Here is a 16,420-nt window from a genome sequence, read left to right on the forward strand (position 1 = left end):
CGCGCATCAGCGATCTGTGCGTATGTGCGTTGCCGGGTCCATGTCGAACGCCTGCTTTCCCTTTGCGGTCCAGAGCGCGCGGGCCTGTTCGCGCTGATCGCCTTTGAGTTTCTCGGCGATCCAGATTAGCGCGCCGAGGATGATGGCGCGATCATCGCCGGTTAGCTCCACGACGCGAGCCTTGACGACGAGGCCGCCCAGTTCGATCAGGTGCCGCGTGCGCTTGCGGCGCGCAACTTGCCATGCGCGCATATCATGTCGTGCCCTTGCTGCCTGTTGACGGTTGCGTGCCGCCCGGTTGCGGCCGAGCGCCGCTAGTGTGGCGCTCAGCTGCCGGTGCAGTTCGCCGCGTCCGGCCCTGAAAGAACGCAACCCCGCGCTTGGCCCACGCCTCCCTCTTTCCAGTTTCCTTTGTCTCAGCCAGCACAATCAACGCGCCCGCCAGTTCGTCGGCGCTGAGCGTGTCAGCCCCGGTCGCGATGACCAGTTCACCAAGTTGCTGCACCTTACGGCTCTTGAGGTTGCGCGCCTTGTCCCCAAGTGCCTTCAGTTCGACATCAAAGTCCCGCGGCTTACGCATCACGTTCTCCAGCATTGTTGACGAGGGGATGATAGTTGATCCCTGGGCACAATGCTGCAAGGTCGCCGGGACGGTTTGAGACGGTGTAATCCCTCCCGAGATTTTTTGGAGGGAGGGCGCGCTTATACGTCGTTCCGACGTGCGCTTCGCTGTGCCACTGATCCGATCGCGATGGCGATCTATCATCTTCACATCAAAGTCATTGGCCGCAAGTCTGGCTCCAGCGCGGTGGCGTCAGCCGCCTACCGCTCGGGCTCGCGGCTGCGCGACGAGCGGCTTGGTCGCAGCCACGATTTTTCCGGCAAGCACGGCGTCGTCCATTCCGAGGTGCTGCTGCCTGAGAATGCGCCGGAGGCGTGGAGCGACCGGGAACGACTTTGGAACGATGTCGAAGCCTTCGAGGTTAGGAAGGACGCACAGCTTGCCCGCGAAGTGGAATTCGCCATTCCGCGCGAACTGACGCAGGCTCAAGGCATCGAACTGGCCCGCGACGTCGCGCAGGCAGAGTTTGTAAGTTTGGGCATGATCGCCGATCTCAATGTGCATTGGGACATCGGCGACGACGGCCTGGCTAAACCCCATGCCCACGTCATGCTCACCATGCGCCAAGTCACCGTGAATGGGGACGAGAACGGCTTTGGTCCCAAGGTCCGGAACTGGAACCGCACCGAGATGGTGGAGCGTTGGCGCGAACGCTGGGCCGAGCTTGCCAACGAACGGCTTGCGGAACTCGACATCGACGCGCGTATCGACCATCGCAGCCTGGAAGCGCAAGGCATCGCGCTGGAGGCGCAAAGCCAGATCGGCGCACCTGCGCAACGCATCGAAGGCGAAGGGATCGAGGCCGACCGCGCGGCGATGCACCGCGAGATCGCGCGTGGCAATGGCGCGCGAATCATCGCCGATCCTTCTATTGGGCTGGACGGGATCACGCAGCAGCAATCGACCTTCACGCGACGCGATATGGCTGTCTTCGCACACCGCCACAGCGACGGCATCGAGCAGTTCAATGAAGTCATGGGCGCGGTGCGCAATGCGCCCGATCTGGTCGAACTCGGCAAGGACGCTCGCGGCGAAGATCGCTTCACCACCCGCGCCATGATCGAGGCCGAACAGCGCCTGCACCGCGCCGCCGAACTCATGGCGGAACGGGAGCGCCATGAGGTGCGTGACACGGATCGCGAAGCGGCTTTGGCGCGTGCGGAAGCACGCGGCCTCGCCCTTTCCGGCGAGCAGGCCGATGCGCTGGCGCATGTCACGGACGGGCGTGATCTTGGAATCGTGGTCGGCCATGCCGGAACGGGAAAAAGCGCCATGCTGGGCGTGGCGCGGGAGGTCTGGGAAGCGGCGGGCTACGAGGTCCGGGGTGTGGCGCTGTCCGGCATTGCGGCGGAAAACCTCGAAAGCGGATCGGGCATTACGTCACACACCATCGCCAGCATGGAACATGGCTGGCAGCAGGGCCGCGACCTGCTCACGACCCGCGATGTGCTTGTCATCGACGAGGCGGGCATGGTCGGCACGCGCCAGTTGGAACGCGTACTGTCCCATGCTGCCGATGCCGGCGCCAAAGTCGTGCTGGTCGGCGATCCGCAGCAACTGCAATCCATCGAGGCGGGCGCGGCCTTCCGCTCGATCCATGAGCGCCATGGCGGTGCAGAAATCGGCGAGGTGCGCCGCCAGCGCCAGGACTGGCATCGGGAGGCCACCCGTGATCTCGCCAATGGCAAAACCGGCAAGGTGCTGGAGGCCTACCGCTCCCACGGCATGGTGCATGAGGCGCAAACGCGCGAGCAGGCGCGCGGTGATCTGATTGACCGCTGGGACCGCGAGCGGCAGGCATCACCGGATCGGAGCCGGATTATCCTCACCCATACCAATGACGAGGTGCGCACCCTCAACGAGGCTGCGCGCAACCGGATGCGTGCCGCCGGTGATCTGGGCAATGAGGTGCGTGTGACGGTCGAGCGCGGCGACCGCGGCTTTGCCAGCGCGGATCGCGTCATGTTCCTGCAAAACGAGCGTGGCCTTGGCGTGAAGAACGGCACACTCGGAACCATCGAACAGGTGAGCGCGCGGTCCATGAACGTTCAGACCGACGATGGCCGATCTGTGCGCTTCGACCTCAAGGATTACAATCGCATCGACCATGGCTATGCAGCAACCATCCACAAGGCGCAGGGTATGACGGTGGACCACACCCATGTGCTGGCGACGCCGGGCATGGATGCCCATAGCAGCTATGTCGGCCTGTCGCGGCACCGCGACGGCGTGGACCTGCATTATGGCCGCGACGATTTTGCCAATCCGGACCGGCTCACCCGAACCCTGTCGCGTGACCGGTCCAAGGACATGGCCTCGGACTACGAACAGCACGATCCGGCCCAAAACTATGCCGAGCGGCGCGGCATCACCTTCGGCGAGCGCGTTGCCGAGATCGTGCGCAAGGTTGTGCCGGAGAAAGTGCGCAATATGTTTGACGGCCTGCGGCCGTCTGCCGACGCGGTGCCTAGCCCGGACGACGCGCGGAGGCCGGAACGGGAAGCGCCGGAAAGGAAGGCGGCGGAAGACCCGGAAGCGGTGCTGCGTAAGGCCCGCACCAAGGCGCTGCTCCGCCATGCCCGAGCGGTCGATGCCATCTTCGATATCCAGGAGCGGGGCGGCAAGGCTAGCCCGGCGCAGGTGAAAGAATTGCACGAGGCCCGCAAGGTCTTCGAGGGAGTGCGGCCCCATGGCTCGCACGACGCCGAAGCCGCCTACAAGAAGAACCCGGAACTCGCCCTGGAAGCCGCTTCAGGCAACCCCGCCCGCGCTATCCGCGCTCTCCAGCTCGAAACCGAGTTGCGCACCGATCCGGGCCGCCGCGCCGACCGCTTCGTGGAGCGCTGGCAGAAGCTCGACCACACCAGCCAACGTCAATATCAAGCGAGCGACATGTCCAGCTACAAAGCGACGCGCTCGGCGATGGGCGACATGGCGAAAAGCCTCGAACGCGATCCGCAACTGGAATCCATCCTCGCCAACCGCAAGCATGAACTCGGCATCGCGTTCGAGTCAGGCCGTCGGCTCGGCCTCGAACTCGCCTTCAGCCACGGTCTCGACCTCGGACGGGGACGCGGAATCGGAATTTGACCCATCCGATTTACCGCCGACTCTTCGCCAAGGTACGGTGGCGGGTAAAACCCTCTTGCGGACCCTTTAATGCCTGCCCTGTCTGGTCTCAGCAGTCGTCAGAAACAGCCAGCAGGAGGCCGCGCGGCCATGCGCGAACCAGACCGTATCATCCGTCTGAAAACTGTCCTTTCCCGGACCGGGCTGTCCCGATCCACCATCTACCGCAAGATTGCCGAGGGCACGTTCCCGGCCCAGCTCAAAATCAGCACCAACGGGACTGGGTGGCATGAATCCGACATCAACCGCTGGATCGCCGATCCGGTATCCTGGCGTCCGAAACGTCAGTGCGATGAGGGCAGATGAGGCAGGTATATTACCTTTTTGATCGCCACCCCGGCCGGCTGGGCCGCCAACCGGGAATCTCGCTTACAGACGTGATTGATCATCTCCATAAGATGCAACGCGGCCGCGCCGAACCGCTTCTGCTGCCAGTCGGCGCTCGATGTAGTCGTTGATTGATTTGACTGTGATGCGTCGCGATTTGCCTTCAGTATAGCTTTCCAGTTCTCCTGTGTTGATAAGTTCGTACAGCTTTTTGCGCGAGACTTGGATCGCCCTCATCGTCTGATTCGGTGACGCTACGAGTGGGGCTTCAAACGCGATAGACGCGGCGCGAGACATATAAGCATCCTGTTGTCCCCGGATGTTTCTGAGCATGCCAGACTGATTTTTCGGAGCAAAGCATTCATGGGACGCTGCGCATTTTTCGGATGGCCGGTCGTGCTACTTCGCGCTCTTTTCGGTCCACAGCCTCGATTTCTTTTTGGTGTGGCATGGGGCAGAACCAGAAGCCCTGTGGATCAGTCTTGGGCGAAGGCTGAGTCGTGGAAGATAGATTAGCCCGCTTTGTCGAGGCGGATGAGATTTGATCCTGCGAGGAATAGCGCCCAATCTTTCATGAGGATGCGTCGCTTTTCGAGCTTTTGCCCGCGCTGGTAGGCTGCCGTGGTCTCTGATTTGTACTTGTGCGCCAGCGCTGCCTCGCGGACGCCATCGGGATACTCCGTACATTCTTCGGCCCAGGTTGCGAAGGTCGAGCGGAATCCATGGACCGTGACGTGACTGTAGCCGAGGCGATCCAGCACGGCGAGCATTGCATTCTCCGAAAACATTCCGTCATCGGGGTTCGGGAAGATCAGCTCGCCCTGGGTGCCATTGTGCATCTTGTCCAAGATTGCGAGCGCAGGATCGGAAAGCGGCACGACATGGTCCTGGTGCATCTTCATGCGTTCGCCAGGGATCTTCCAGGTCGATGAGGCCCGATCAATCTCGGACCAGCGGGCGTCCACCACTTCGTTGGTCCGGCAGGCCGTCAAAATCAGAAAGCGGAGCATCGAAGCTGCGGTGCCTCCTGCTGCGGACAAGTCAGTCATGAACTGCGATGCTTCGGCGTAGGGTAACGCTGGATGATGCCGCACGACGCGTTTCGGGCGCCTTGGAAGTTTCTCGCGGAGCTGTTTGGTGAGCTCGGCGGGATTTCGAAAATCGGCGTCGTCAACATTGACGTTCTTTGCGATGATCGTTTCGATCCGTCCGCGGACACGATTTGCCGTCTCGCGCTTCTCAACCCAGATCGGCCGCAGCAATTCGTAGATGTGGCTGGGCTTGATCTCCGGGATCGTGAGTTTTCCGATCGTCGGGTAGGCGTACCGTTTGAGCGACGACGGCCATTGATTGCGGTGCTTGTTGCTCCAGGTGGACCAGCGCTCGCGGATGTAGATTTCGGCGCATTGCTCGAAGGCAGGCAGAGCGACCTTGATCTCGTCGGCTTTCGCTTCCTCGCGCGCCGCTCGCTTCTCCTGCACGATATCAACGCCGGGTGTGGCGCGATTGCCTTTGACGCGGAGACGCGCAGCATCGCGAGCTAAACGCGCATCCTTTAGCGACACGTCCTTGAGCGAGCCTAGGCCGAGCCACCGCTGCTTGCCGTCCTTCCAGTACCGGTAGCTCCAGTTCTTCGACGTAGGGCTTGCGACGACGAGGTAGAGACCGTCGCCGTCAGGGTATTTGCCCGGCCGAGCTTCGCGTTCGACTTCGAGCGGTTTGAGCTTGCCGGGCATGTGTTCTCCCTCGCAAAACCCGTCCTCCGAACCCACGGTCAAAAGCTACGGTTTGCGCGGTAACTAGGGGTAACATTGCGGAACTAGCCGCAACAGCCTTCGTCGCGCTGATCGTTGATTTACCTGCAGATTCGAACAATCGGATACAAAGGAGAACAGTGTAGTGGCGGAGAGAGTGGGATTCGAACCCACGGTACGGTTTCCCGCACACACGCTTTCCAAGCGTGCGCCTTAAGCCACTCGGCCATCTCTCCAGCGGCCCTCTCTTGAAGGGGCAGGACTGATTTTGCAAGGGAGCGTGGCTATCGGCGCCGAAATTTACACAACCAATTGAATTTATTCGATAATTCTAGCGCGGGGTTCGTCGCTGCCATGGCCGGTGCTGGCGCCTTGAACCGAAATCCCGCTAATGCCGACGACCGTAGCGGCAACTCGGCGGGTTTTGCGGGCGGAGGACGGCATGAACGTCACGCGGATATTCCTGTTGTCTCTCCTGATGGCGGCTTCGGCGGCGGGCGCCGCCGGCCCCGCGATGGCGCAGGCCTGTACCCGCCAGGGCACCGATGTGAGTTGCGACGACGGCAGACGCGGGATGTTCGCGGGCGACGCCATCATCTGGGCCGACGGCACGCGATCGAGCCTGGCCTCGCCGCATCCAAGCGTGATCGTCGGCAACAAACCCTCCGTCATCGTTGGCCAGGGCGTGTTCGTCGGCGGCCGGGGCAAGGGGGTGGTGCCGATGGAAAACCCCAGCGACCCGCGCCGGGCGCGCTGCCCGGTGCTCGATGGCGTGTCGTATTGCTATTGAGGTTGATTGACGTCCCTCATGGTGAGGAGCGCGAAGCGCGTCTCCGGACGATGCTTCGCATCGCCGGGCGAACCATGAGACCCGTGGCCTATCCTTCGAGACGCGGCGAAGTGGCCGCTCCTCAGGATGAGGGGAGACTGCCGCGAGCGCTTCAAGCCTTTAATGATACCGCACGCCGCCATTGACCGAACGAAGCGGCCACGACGGGGTCGGCGGTTCAGCCGGGATCGGTCCCAAAGGGCCTGCATCGACTTGGCTTTCCTGCAGCGCGTCGATGAAATCGGCAGACCACTGCTGAATGGTGTGGTTGCGCAGTCTCGTCATCATCGCTTCCCAGCGCATCCGCCGTTCGGGCAGCGGCATCGACAGCGCGGTCGCAATGGCGCGCGCCATGCTGTCGATGTCATGCGGATTGACCAGCAGCGCGGCGTCGAGCTCGTTGGCGGCGCCGGCGTATTTCGACAGCACCAGCACGCCGGGATTCTCCGGATTTTGCGCGGCGACATATTCCTTGGCAACGAGGTTCATGCCGTCCTGCAGCGGCGTCACCACGCCGACCTGCGCGGTACGATAGAGACCTGCCAGCACCGCCTGGCCAAAACCCTTGTTGAGATAGCGGATCGGCGTCCAGTCGGCTTCGCCGTGGATGCCGTTGACGTCGCTGACGAGCCTGGCAAGTTCGCTCTGCAGGTTGCCGTAGGCCTCGATCGCGCCGCGCGACGGCGTTGCGATCTGCAGCAACGATGCCGCGCGCTTGAGCTGCGGCTGCAACGTCCACATCCGGTCGAACGCCTTGATGCGGTTGACCAGCCCCTTGGAATAATCCAGCCGGTCGACGCCGATCGCCAGCGCCTCGCCGTTCAGGCTGCGCCGCAGCCGCGAGACATCGGGATGGGTCACAGCCTTGGCGGCGAGTTGGGCAAACTTCTGCGGATCGATACCGATCGGAAACACCTCGGCGCGGGTCCGGCCGTGCTGCGAGATCACGACCCCATTGTGCACGACGAGCTCGAGATCCGCCTCCGCGTAGGACAGGAAGTTCTCGCAATCCTCATCGGTCTGAAAACCGACGAGATCGTAGGCCAGCATCGCCTCGATCAACGCACGATGATGCGGCACGCCGGCGATCACCGCGCGCGCGGGCCACGGCGTGTGCATGAAGAGCCCGATCGGTTGCGTGATGCCGAGATCACGCAGTTCCGCGGCCAGCGCCAGGAAGTGATAATCCTGGACCCAGAACATCGAATCCGGATTCTGGAATCGCAGCAGCGCGCGCGCCATGAATGCGTTCACTTCGCGGTAGCTGGCGTAATCTTCCTCGGAAGCGCGGATCAGGTCGGCGCGCGAGTGCAAGGCCGGCCACAAGGCCGAATTCGCGAAGCCTTCATAATAGCCGCCATAATGCGCGGCCGGCAGGTCGAGCATCGCGAGCGCGCCCGTCCCCAATGCCTCGATTTCGGCGAAAGGTTCCTTCTGGTTCCCGTCACGGACCCGCCCGCTGGAACCGACCCAGATCGCGCCCGATTTCTCGACGACGGGCAATAGCGCCGCTGCCAGTCCCCCGGTGATGGGTTCGTTCGGCTTGGCGCGCGCTACGCGATTTGAGACGATAACGAGGTTCACAGGTCCCCTCCTGATGGTTCGCTAGTGAGTTAACATCCATTCATCAATATGGTTCCTCACCACCGTTTCAACGAATTGAAACCAAATTCGGGCTAGCGCGGACGGAACTCACCGGAACTCACGAAAAATAAAAATCGCCGTGAGAACGCGGATGAAGCGCGCAAAAATGATGTTCGAAATCCGGCGACACCCGAATTTTTATGGCAGCGTTGCGTCCCTTTCGTCGTCAAGCAGATGCGCCAGAAATTGCCTGACATCATCAGGCGCATCGAAATGTCCGGCCACGCCCTTGGCGCGACGGCCGACCGAGAATGCGAGGCCGTCCATATCCGGCATGATGGCGAACACCGATTCATCGGTGACGTCGTCGCCGATGAAGAACGGACGGCGCCCCTTGAAAGGCTCGTGCATCATCAACTCGCGCACGCCGGTCGCCTTGGTGAATCCGGCATGCTTGATCTCGCAAACGCATTTTCCGGGCAGCACCTCGATCGGCGCGTTCGGCAGATCGGCCCTGATCAGCGACACCGCCTCGTAGATCGCCTTCTCCGCATGGGGTGCGAGCCGGTAATGCAGCGCCAGCGAATAGCCCTTGTCTTCCAGCAATATTCCGGGGCTGAGCTTGGCGATGGCGGCGAGCCGCCGCTTCAATTCCTTGTCCATCGGCGGCGCGTGGCCAGGGACGGCTTCGCTGTCGCCGCGGATTCGCATCTCCGCGCCATGACCGCCGACCGCCGGAAATTGATCCGGCGCGAAGATCAGATCGATATCGTTGAGCGAACGTCCGCTGACCATCGCCAGCGCGCCGCCGGTCCGCTCCAGCAGCCGGCGTAGCGTCTTCGCCAGTCCCGGCGGCACCCAGACCTCGCGCGGTGTCGGCATCAGATCCAACAGCGTGCCGTCGATGTCGAGCAGCACGGCACATTCGCTCAAATGCGGGATCAGTGAGCGCGGCACCGGAACGGAGTCCGGAGCCTCGTTCCGATCAGCGATATCGTCTTCCATCGGCATTTCAGCAAGTTCCTGATTCATCTCATTCTACTCCACAAAGGCAAGCGGCCGTGCAACGGATTCGAGCGATTTGCGCTCGGCCGCGATGGCGTATCGCCACGCGACGATGGCGGCTACGACCATCAATGCCGACCCGAACAGATAGCCGGCGAAAACAGAGTTGCGCGATCCGGTGTCGATCAACGCACCGAACAAAGCGGGGCCGGCGACACCGCCAATGCCGGTACCGATCGCATAGAACACCGCAATCGCGAGGGCTCTGACTTCCAGCGGGAACGTTTCGCTGACGGTGAGATAGGCCGCACTCGCCGCCGGCGAGGCAAAGAAGAAAATCACCATCCAGGCGATGGTCTGGGTTTGCGCGCTCAGGGCGCCGATCGAAAACAGATAGCCGGACACGGCGAGCAGCAAGCCCGAGACCCCATAGGTCAGCGTGATCATCATGCGGCGGCCCAGCGTGTCGAACAGCCGGCCGAGCAATAGCGGGCCCAGGAAATTGCCCGCCGCGAACGGCAGGATGTACCAGCCGACATGGTTCGCCGGGATACCGAAGAAGTCGGTCAGCACCAGCGCGAAGGTAAAGAAGATGGCGTTGTAGAAGAACGCCTGCGCGCCCATCAACACCAGCCCGACGATCGAACGCGTCCTGTAGGTCGTGAACAGGGTCTGTGCCACTTCCCGCAGCGGCGTGTGATCGCGCATCCGTATCTTGATCTTCGGCAGGGTCTGCTGTTGCACATCTCCCGTTGCCGACTTCTCGATCTCCGCGACGATCGCATGCGCCTCATCGGGACGGCCGTGGATCATCAGCCAGCGCGGGCTTTCCGGAATCCACATCCGCATCACGAACACGATCAGGCCGAGGCCGGCGCCGGTGAGATAGGCCAGCCGCCAGCCGAGATCGGGAGCGATCACGGCCGGATCGAGCAGGACAATGGCGCTGACCGCGCCCATCGCGGCGCCAATCCAGAAGCTGCCGTTGATCACGAGGTCGGTCCAGCCGCGATAACGCGCCGGCACCAGTTCCTGGATCGTGGAATTGATCGCGGTGTATTCGCCGCCGATGCCCGCACCGGTCAGAAAACGGAACAGCGCGTAGCTCGCCACGCTCCATGACAGAGCGGTAGCAGCCGTCGCGATCAGATAGAGCGCCAGCGTGATGAAGAACAGCTTCTTGCGACCGATCCGGTCGGTCAGCCAGCCGAAGCCCAGTGCGCCGAGCACGGCGCCGGCGAGGTAAGCACTGTTGGCTACGCCGACGTCGAAATTCGAAAATTGCAACGCCGGGCTTTCCTTCAACGCGCCGGCCAGCGAGCCCGCCAGCGTGACCTCGAGCCCGTCCAGAATCCAGGTGATCCCGAGCGCCAGCACCACGCGGGTGTGAAACCCGCTCCAGCGCAGATTATCGAGCCGCGCCGGAATGCTGGTCTCGATGATGCGATCATTATCCTGCTGCACCGATAGGGAGGCGACGGCATCGTCGTTCGCCTTCGAACCGTGCGCTGTCACCTGCACATTCATTGGATCCGACCAACGAAAAAATCCCCGGAACGGTTTCCCAGGGTTCCCTCGCCCAAATTTGCGGCAAACCGGATGCCCGCCACCTCAGACAACGCCCGCGCGGCTTCAGGGTTCCCGCAGTGCAGGAGGGGAACCGAGGCACGGTCTCGGAGACAATAATCACGGAGAAAACGATTAAGGGTCGTCCCGGCGAACGCCGGGGCGACCAGAAGGTAGCTTACGCTGCCCTGATATTCGCCATGAAGCGATCGAGCTCCTCGCGCAAGCGGGTGCTTTCGCTCGACAGCGAGCGCGCCGAGTTCAGCACTTCTTCCGAGGCCGAGCCGGTTTCGGTGGCGCCGCGGTTGACCTGCATGACGTTGGCGGCGGCTTCCTGGGTGCCCTGCGCCACGTTCTGGACGCTGCGCGCGATTTCCTGCGTCGCCGTGCTCTGCTGCGCGACCGCGTCCGCGATCGTGGTGGCGATATCGGAAATCTTGCCGATGGTGCCGCCGATCTCCTTGATCGCCGCAACCGACTCCTGGGTTGCGCCCTGCATGCCCGAGATATGGTTGGAGATTTCGTCGGTCGCCCTCGCGGTCTGGCTGGCCAGCGATTTGACTTCGGAGGCGACCACCGCAAAGCCGCGGCCGGCATCGCCGGCGCGGGCCGCCTCGATGGTGGCGTTCAGTGCCAGGAGATTGGTCTGCTCGGCAATCGCCGTGATCAGCTTGACGACGTCGCCGATCTCCTGCGCCGCGCGCGACAGCTTGCCGATGCGGCCGTCGGTCTGTTCGGCCTGCCGCACCGCGGCCTCGGCGATCTGGCTGGATTCCTTGACGCGGCGGCCGATCTCGTCGACGGAAGCCGACAGTTCCTCGGTCGCCGACGCTACCGACTGCATGTTGCTGGAGGCCTCCTCCGACGCGCCGGCCACCTGGCTCGACAGGCTCTGGGTGGTTTCCGCCGTCCGCGTCAAGGTGCCGGCCGCGGCTTCAAGCTGCACGGCCGACGCCGAAACGTTGCCGACGATGGCGCCGACCGCGGTCTCGAAATCGTCGGCGAAGCGAATGAGCTCGGCACGCCGCGCCGCGCTCGCGGCCTTGTTCTGCGCTTCCTGCGTGGCGGCGTCGCGTTCGGCGCGGGCCACGGCCTGCACCTTGAACTCTTCCACCGCGCCCGCCATCTCGCCGAGCTCGTCCTTGCGCCCGAGTCCGGGCAGCACGACGTCGAAATTACCGGCCGCGAGTTCGCGCATCGCACTGCACATCTTTGTCATCGGCCGGGAAATGCCCTTGCCGAGGAAGAAGGCCCAGACGCAGCCGAGCATGAAGCCGCCGGCCGCCAGCATCAGGATCAGTTGCTCGGTCTCGCCGATGGTCGTGTGCGATTCAGCCTCGAGCCGCTTCTGGTCGGCCAGCAGGTCTGCCTTCATTACGCCGGAGCCCTGGTTGATGGCGGCCGCCGACTCCGTCATTTCGATGGTCAGATCGTCGATCTCCTTGGAATTATCGACCAGCTTGGTCAGCGCCTGCCGGTACTCGTCCAGCATGCCGGAGACTTCCTTGATCCCCTGCTGGACCTTGTCGGTGTTCGTCGAGATCGCCTTCAGCGACCCCTCGACAAATTTGAGGCGCGCCAGCGCGCTCGCCGCGGTCGTCTTGTCGGAATTGACCACGAAGGTGTTGGCCAGCGCCGTCACTGCCTGAAACTGATCCAGCACGCGCTTCGACCCGAGGGTGACCACCTGGAGTTCGGCATCATCGGCGTTGCTGGCGAGATCGTCGAGCTTGTAGCGTAACGTGTTGCCGGTGCGCGCCAGCTGATTCTGAGTGATCTGCGTGCTCTGGTCCTTGACCTTGAGGATATCGGCGAAAATCTTGGTGAAGGCACGAAACTCCCGCTCCAGTTTCACGACCTGTTCGAGCCGGGCGGGGTTGGTGGTACCCTTCATCGAGGCAAGGATGGCCTCCTTCAGGCTGCCCTCGGCCGCCAGCGCCGCCTTGCCGTCATCTTCCTTCCCGGTCGCCACGAAATAACGGGCCAGCGACCGGTAGGAGATCAGTTCGCGGTCGATATTGCGGGCGAGATCGGCCTCCAGCACGCTGCGGCGGTAGGAGTCGACGCCCCCGGAAACGCGCTCGAAGCCGAGATAGGCAAAACCCATGCTGGCAGCCGAAATCGCCAGCGTCACGGCGAAGCCGAGCATGATCTTGGCGCGGAACCGGAGGGTCGGGAATTTGATCGATGACGACCCGGCACGTTTCAATATCCCCACCTCAAGCCCCCCGCCTTCGTTCTGAAAACTCAGGGATCGGGCGGCCCAAGGCCCCCGATCCCTGCGTAAAACTACGGCAGAATGGATAAGGGTGAGTAAATTTGGCCTAGGGCCCCTGGGGTTGTGGGGATTGAAGACACCGCCATTCTCTTACCCTCCCCTGGAGGGGGAGGGTCGACGCGAAGCGGCGGGGTGGGGTGACGGTCTCTCCGTTCGAACAGTGCCCGCGTTGATAGACCTTCACCCCACCCCGTCACGCATCTGGCGATGCGTGCCGACCCACGAGCGAGCTTCGCTCGTCTCGGACCCCTCCAGGGGAGGGTGAAGAAAATCGGATCGTGTGGTGACTGCTCCGCTCACTCCCCGCATGTCATCACAATGACCGGGGCGACCAAAATCCTAGTTGCCAAGTCCCCTGCCCCTGTCTCTAATTGGAATAATTCAAAAAACATCGGGAGGTATCACGCGTGTCTACCATCAAACTGACGGTGAACGGCAAGGCCGTCTCGGTCGACGTCGAGGACCGGACCCTCCTCGTCCATCTCCTGCGCGAAAATCTGAACCTGACCGGAACCCATGTCGGCTGCGATACCAGCCAGTGCGGCGCCTGCGTCGTCCATATCGACGGCAAGGCGGTCAAATCCTGCACGGTCCTGGCCGGACAGGCCGCGGGCTCCAACGTCACCACGATCGAAGGCCTTTCGAAGGGCGACGAACTGCACCCGATGCAGGCGGCGTTCCGCGACAATCACGGCCTGCAGTGCGGTTACTGCACCCCGGGCATGATCATGTCGGCGGTCGATATCGTGCACCGCTACGGCGGCAAGCTCGACGAAGAAACCGTCCGGCACGAGCTGGAAGGCAATATCTGCCGCTGCACCGGCTACCACAACATCGTCAAATCGGTGCTCGATGCGGCCGGCCGCATGAAGGTTTCGCAGGCGGCCGAATAGCCTCTGCCGGCGACCAAACCCGAATTCAAGACCGCCAGCTTTCGATGGAAAGGGCGGAAACAATAACTCCGGTTGGGAGGACAGAACATGGGCGTTGAAGGCATTGGCGCAAGCGTTGTGCGCAAGGAAGACCGCCGTTTCACGACCGGCAAAGGCCGTTACGTCGACGACATCAAGCTTCAGGGCATGACCCATGCCCATTTCATCCGCAGCCCGCACGCGCATGCCAAGGTCAAGAGCATCGATTCATCCGCGGCGATGAAGATGCCGGGCGTGGTCGGCGTGCTGACCGGCCAGCAGATCGTCGACGACAAGGTCGGCAACCTGATCTGCGGCTGGGCCATCACCTCCAAGGACGGCACGCCGATGAAGATGGGCGCATGGCCGGCGATGGCGCCAGAGACCGTGCGTTTCGTCGGCCAGGCGGTCGCGGTCGTGATCGCCGAGACCAAGAACCAGGCCAAGGATGCTGCCGAAGCCGTGGTTGTCACTTACGAGGAACTGCCTGTCGTCGCCGACATCCGCTCGGCGATCAAGCCGGGCGCACCGCAACTGCATCCGGAAGCCCCGGGCAATGTCATTTATGACTGGCACATCGGCGACGAGGCCGCGGTCAAGGACGCCTTCGGCAAGGCCGCCAATGTGGTGACGCTCGAATTGACCAATAATCGCCTGGTGCCGAATGCGATGGAGCCGCGCGCGGCGATCGCGGAATATGACGAAGCCGAAGAACACTTCACGCTGTACACGACCTCGCAGAACCCGCACGTCGCGCGCCTGGTGCTGTCGGCGTTCTACAACATCGCGCCGGAGCACAAGCTGCGGGTGATCGCGCCTGACGTCGGCGGCGGTTTCGGCTCCAAGATCTATATCTATCCGGAAGAAATGGTGGCGCTGTGGGCCTCCAAGAAGGTCCGACGCCCGGTGAAGTGGACCGGCGACCGTACCGAAGCCTTCCTGACCGACGCCCACGGCCGCGACCATATCTCGAAGGCGGAGATGGCGTTCGACAAGGACAACAAGATCATCGGCCTGCGGGTAAAAACCCACGCCAATCTCGGCGCCTATATGTCGCTGTTCTCGTCGTCGGTGCCGACCTATCTCTACGCCACGCTGCTGTCGGGCCAGTACAACATCCCGGCGATCTACGCCGAGGTGATGACGGTCTATACCAACACCACGCCGGTCGACGCCTATCGCGGCGCGGGCCGCCCCGAGGCGAGCTATCTGGTCGAGCGGCTGATGGAAACCGCGGCGCGGCAATTGAAGGTCGATCCGGCGGAACTACGCCGCCAGAACTTCATCACCCAGTTCCCGCATCAGACGCCGGTGATCATGGCCTATGACATCGGCGATTTCGGCGCCTCGCTGGACGCGTCGATGAAGGCGATCGACTATGCCGGTTTCCCTGCGCGCAAGGCGAAAGCCAAAGCCGAAGGCAAGCTGCGCGGCCTCGGCGTCTCCTGCTACATCGAGGCCTGCGGCATCGCGCCCTCGAAAGCGGTCGGCAGCTTGGGCGCCGGCGTCGGTCTGTGGGAGTCGGCCGAGATCCGCGTCAATCCGGTTGGTACCATCGAAGTCCTGACGGGATCGCACAGCCACGGCCAGGGCCACGAGACCACCTTCGCGCAGTTGATTTCGGAACGCCTGGGCGTGCCGATCAGCCAGGTGCAGATCGTCCACGGCGACACCGACAAGGTGCAGTTCGGGATGGGCACCTACGGCTCGCGCTCGCTCGCGGTCGGCGGCACCGCCATCATCAAGGCGATGGAAAAGGTCGAAGCCAAGGCGAAGAAGATCGCAGCACATCAGCTCGAAGCGTCGGAGAACGACATCGTCATCGAGAATGGCGAGTTCAAGGTCACCGGCACCGACAAGTCGATTGCCCTGCCGATGGTGGCGCTCGCCGCCTACACCGCACACAACCTGCCTGACGGCATGGAGCCGGGATTGAAGGAGACCGCGTTCTACGATCCCACCAACTTCACCTTCCCGGCGGGCACTTATATCTGCGAGATCGAAGTCGATCCCGCCACCGGCAAGACCTCGTTCGTCAACTTCGTCGCGGCGGACGATTTCGGCCGGCTAATCAACCCGATGATCGTCGAAGGCCAGGTTCACGGCGGCTTGGCCCAGGGCATCGGGCAGGCGCTGCTTGAACACGCGATCTACGACGCCAACGGTCAGCCGATCACGGCCTCGTTCATGGATTACACCATGCCGCGCGCCGACGACCTGCCGTCGTTCAAGCTGTCGCATACGCCGACGCTCTGTCCGGGCAATCCGCTCGGGGTCAAGGGCTGCGGCGAAGCCGGCGCGATCGGCTCATCGGCTGCCGTGATCAATGCGATCACGGATGCGATCGGTCACAACAAACTCGAAATGCCGGCCACGCCCGATCGCGTCTGGCACGCCATTCACGGTTGAGAGGAA

Annotated in this window: 13 protein-coding genes and 1 tRNA gene; 5 read left to right on the forward strand and 9 right to left on the reverse strand. The window is 62.8% G+C overall.

Going from position 1 to position 16,420, the window contains the following annotated elements:
• Positions 1-6: 6 nt before the first annotated feature.
• Positions 7-252: a conjugal transfer protein TraD gene (locus BLR13_RS16190; protein ID WP_074821992.1), complete on the reverse strand. Its 246-nt coding sequence runs from the start codon at positions 250-252 to the stop codon at positions 7-9.
• Position 253: 1 nt separating this feature from the next.
• A complete protein-coding gene (locus BLR13_RS16195; protein ID WP_171944957.1) occupies positions 254-580 on the reverse strand; it encodes a conjugal transfer protein TraD in 327 nt (108 codons plus the stop codon).
• A 171-nt stretch (positions 581-751) separates the two neighbouring features.
• On the opposite strand from BLR13_RS16195, the gene traA reads away from it, so the two are divergent.
• Together traA and BLR13_RS16205 are read left to right on the forward strand one after the other, a co-directional pair.
• Positions 752-3,712: a Ti-type conjugative transfer relaxase TraA gene (gene traA / locus BLR13_RS16200; RefSeq protein WP_074821987.1), complete on the forward strand. Its 2,961-nt coding sequence runs from the start codon at positions 752-754 to the stop codon at positions 3,710-3,712.
• 129 nt (positions 3,713-3,841) lie between these two features.
• Entirely contained in the window at positions 3,842-4,057 is a 216-nt protein-coding gene (locus tag BLR13_RS16205) for a helix-turn-helix transcriptional regulator (RefSeq protein WP_074821984.1), read from the forward strand.
• A 63-nt stretch (positions 4,058-4,120) separates the two neighbouring features.
• Here the strand turns inward: BLR13_RS16205 and BLR13_RS16210 are convergent, their stop codons facing one another.
• From BLR13_RS16210 to BLR13_RS16220, 3 genes are all read right to left on the reverse strand, one after another.
• Complete coding sequence (locus BLR13_RS16210; protein ID WP_244525190.1) at positions 4,121-4,411, reverse strand: helix-turn-helix domain-containing protein; 291 nt, start codon at positions 4,409-4,411, stop codon at positions 4,121-4,123.
• A 179-nt stretch (positions 4,412-4,590) separates the two neighbouring features.
• Complete coding sequence (locus tag BLR13_RS16215) at positions 4,591-5,814, reverse strand: tyrosine-type recombinase/integrase (RefSeq protein ID WP_074821981.1); 1,224 nt, start codon at positions 5,812-5,814, stop codon at positions 4,591-4,593.
• Positions 5,815-5,978: 164 nt separating this feature from the next.
• A tRNA-Ser gene (locus BLR13_RS16220) sits at positions 5,979-6,068 on the reverse strand.
• A gap of 206 nt (positions 6,069-6,274) precedes the next feature.
• Here BLR13_RS16220 and BLR13_RS16225 point away from each other — a divergent pair.
• Positions 6,275-6,622 (forward strand): hypothetical protein, encoded by a 348-nt coding sequence (locus tag BLR13_RS16225; protein WP_074821978.1) that lies wholly within the window; start codon positions 6,275-6,277, stop codon positions 6,620-6,622.
• Positions 6,623-6,781: 159 nt separating this feature from the next.
• Here the strand turns inward: BLR13_RS16225 and BLR13_RS16230 are convergent, their stop codons facing one another.
• From BLR13_RS16230 to BLR13_RS16245, 4 genes are all read right to left on the reverse strand, one after another.
• Complete coding sequence (locus tag BLR13_RS16230; RefSeq protein ID WP_074821973.1) at positions 6,782-8,245, reverse strand: trehalose-6-phosphate synthase; 1,464 nt, start codon at positions 8,243-8,245, stop codon at positions 6,782-6,784.
• A 198-nt stretch (positions 8,246-8,443) separates the two neighbouring features.
• Positions 8,444-9,277 (reverse strand): trehalose-phosphatase, encoded by an 834-nt coding sequence (gene otsB / locus BLR13_RS16235; RefSeq protein WP_074821969.1) that lies wholly within the window; start codon positions 9,275-9,277, stop codon positions 8,444-8,446.
• A gap of 6 nt (positions 9,278-9,283) precedes the next feature.
• Positions 9,284-10,714 carry an MFS transporter gene (locus BLR13_RS16240; protein WP_074831452.1) on the reverse strand — a complete coding sequence of 477 codons (1,431 nt, stop codon included), beginning with the start codon at positions 10,712-10,714 and terminating at the stop codon, positions 9,284-9,286.
• 280 nt (positions 10,715-10,994) lie between these two features.
• Positions 10,995-13,028 (reverse strand): methyl-accepting chemotaxis protein, encoded by a 2,034-nt coding sequence (locus BLR13_RS16245; RefSeq protein ID WP_074831450.1) that lies wholly within the window; start codon positions 13,026-13,028, stop codon positions 10,995-10,997.
• 473 nt (positions 13,029-13,501) lie between these two features.
• On the opposite strand from BLR13_RS16245, the gene BLR13_RS16250 reads away from it, so the two are divergent.
• Positions 13,502-13,987 carry a (2Fe-2S)-binding protein gene (locus BLR13_RS16250; protein ID WP_074821965.1) on the forward strand — a complete coding sequence of 162 codons (486 nt, stop codon included), beginning with the start codon at positions 13,502-13,504 and terminating at the stop codon, positions 13,985-13,987.
• Between the two features lie 87 nt (positions 13,988-14,074).
• Complete coding sequence (locus BLR13_RS16255) at positions 14,075-16,414, forward strand: xanthine dehydrogenase family protein molybdopterin-binding subunit (protein ID WP_074821962.1); 2,340 nt, start codon at positions 14,075-14,077, stop codon at positions 16,412-16,414.
• Positions 16,415-16,420: the final 6 nt, after the last annotated feature.

Origin of the sequence: Bradyrhizobium ottawaense (genome assembly GCF_900099825.1) — a bacterium.
GTDB lineage: Bacteria > Pseudomonadota > Alphaproteobacteria > Rhizobiales > Xanthobacteraceae > Bradyrhizobium > Bradyrhizobium ottawaense_A.

Bases quoted from the DNA above. Each gene is read 5' to 3' on its own strand.
- BLR13_RS16190 (WP_074821992.1), bottom strand. From the start codon at position 252: ATGCGCGCATGGCAAGTTGCGCGCCGCAAGCGCACGCGGCACCTGATC.
- BLR13_RS16195 (WP_171944957.1), bottom strand. From the start codon at position 580: ATGCGTAAGCCGCGGGACTTTGATGTCGAACTGAAGGCACTTGGGGAC.
- traA (WP_074821987.1), top strand. From the start codon at position 752: ATGGCGATCTATCATCTTCACATCAAAGTCATTGGCCGCAAGTCTGGC.
- BLR13_RS16205 (WP_074821984.1), top strand. From the start codon at position 3,842: ATGCGCGAACCAGACCGTATCATCCGTCTGAAAACTGTCCTTTCCCGG.
- BLR13_RS16210 (WP_244525190.1), bottom strand. From the start codon at position 4,411: ATGCTCAGAAACATCCGGGGACAACAGGATGCTTATATGTCTCGCGCC.
- BLR13_RS16215 (WP_074821981.1), bottom strand. From the start codon at position 5,814: ATGCCCGGCAAGCTCAAACCGCTCGAAGTCGAACGCGAAGCTCGGCCG.
- BLR13_RS16225 (WP_074821978.1), top strand. From the start codon at position 6,275: ATGAACGTCACGCGGATATTCCTGTTGTCTCTCCTGATGGCGGCTTCG.
- otsB (WP_074821969.1), bottom strand. From the start codon at position 9,277: ATGAATCAGGAACTTGCTGAAATGCCGATGGAAGACGATATCGCTGAT.
- BLR13_RS16255 (WP_074821962.1), top strand. From the start codon at position 14,075: ATGGGCGTTGAAGGCATTGGCGCAAGCGTTGTGCGCAAGGAAGACCGC.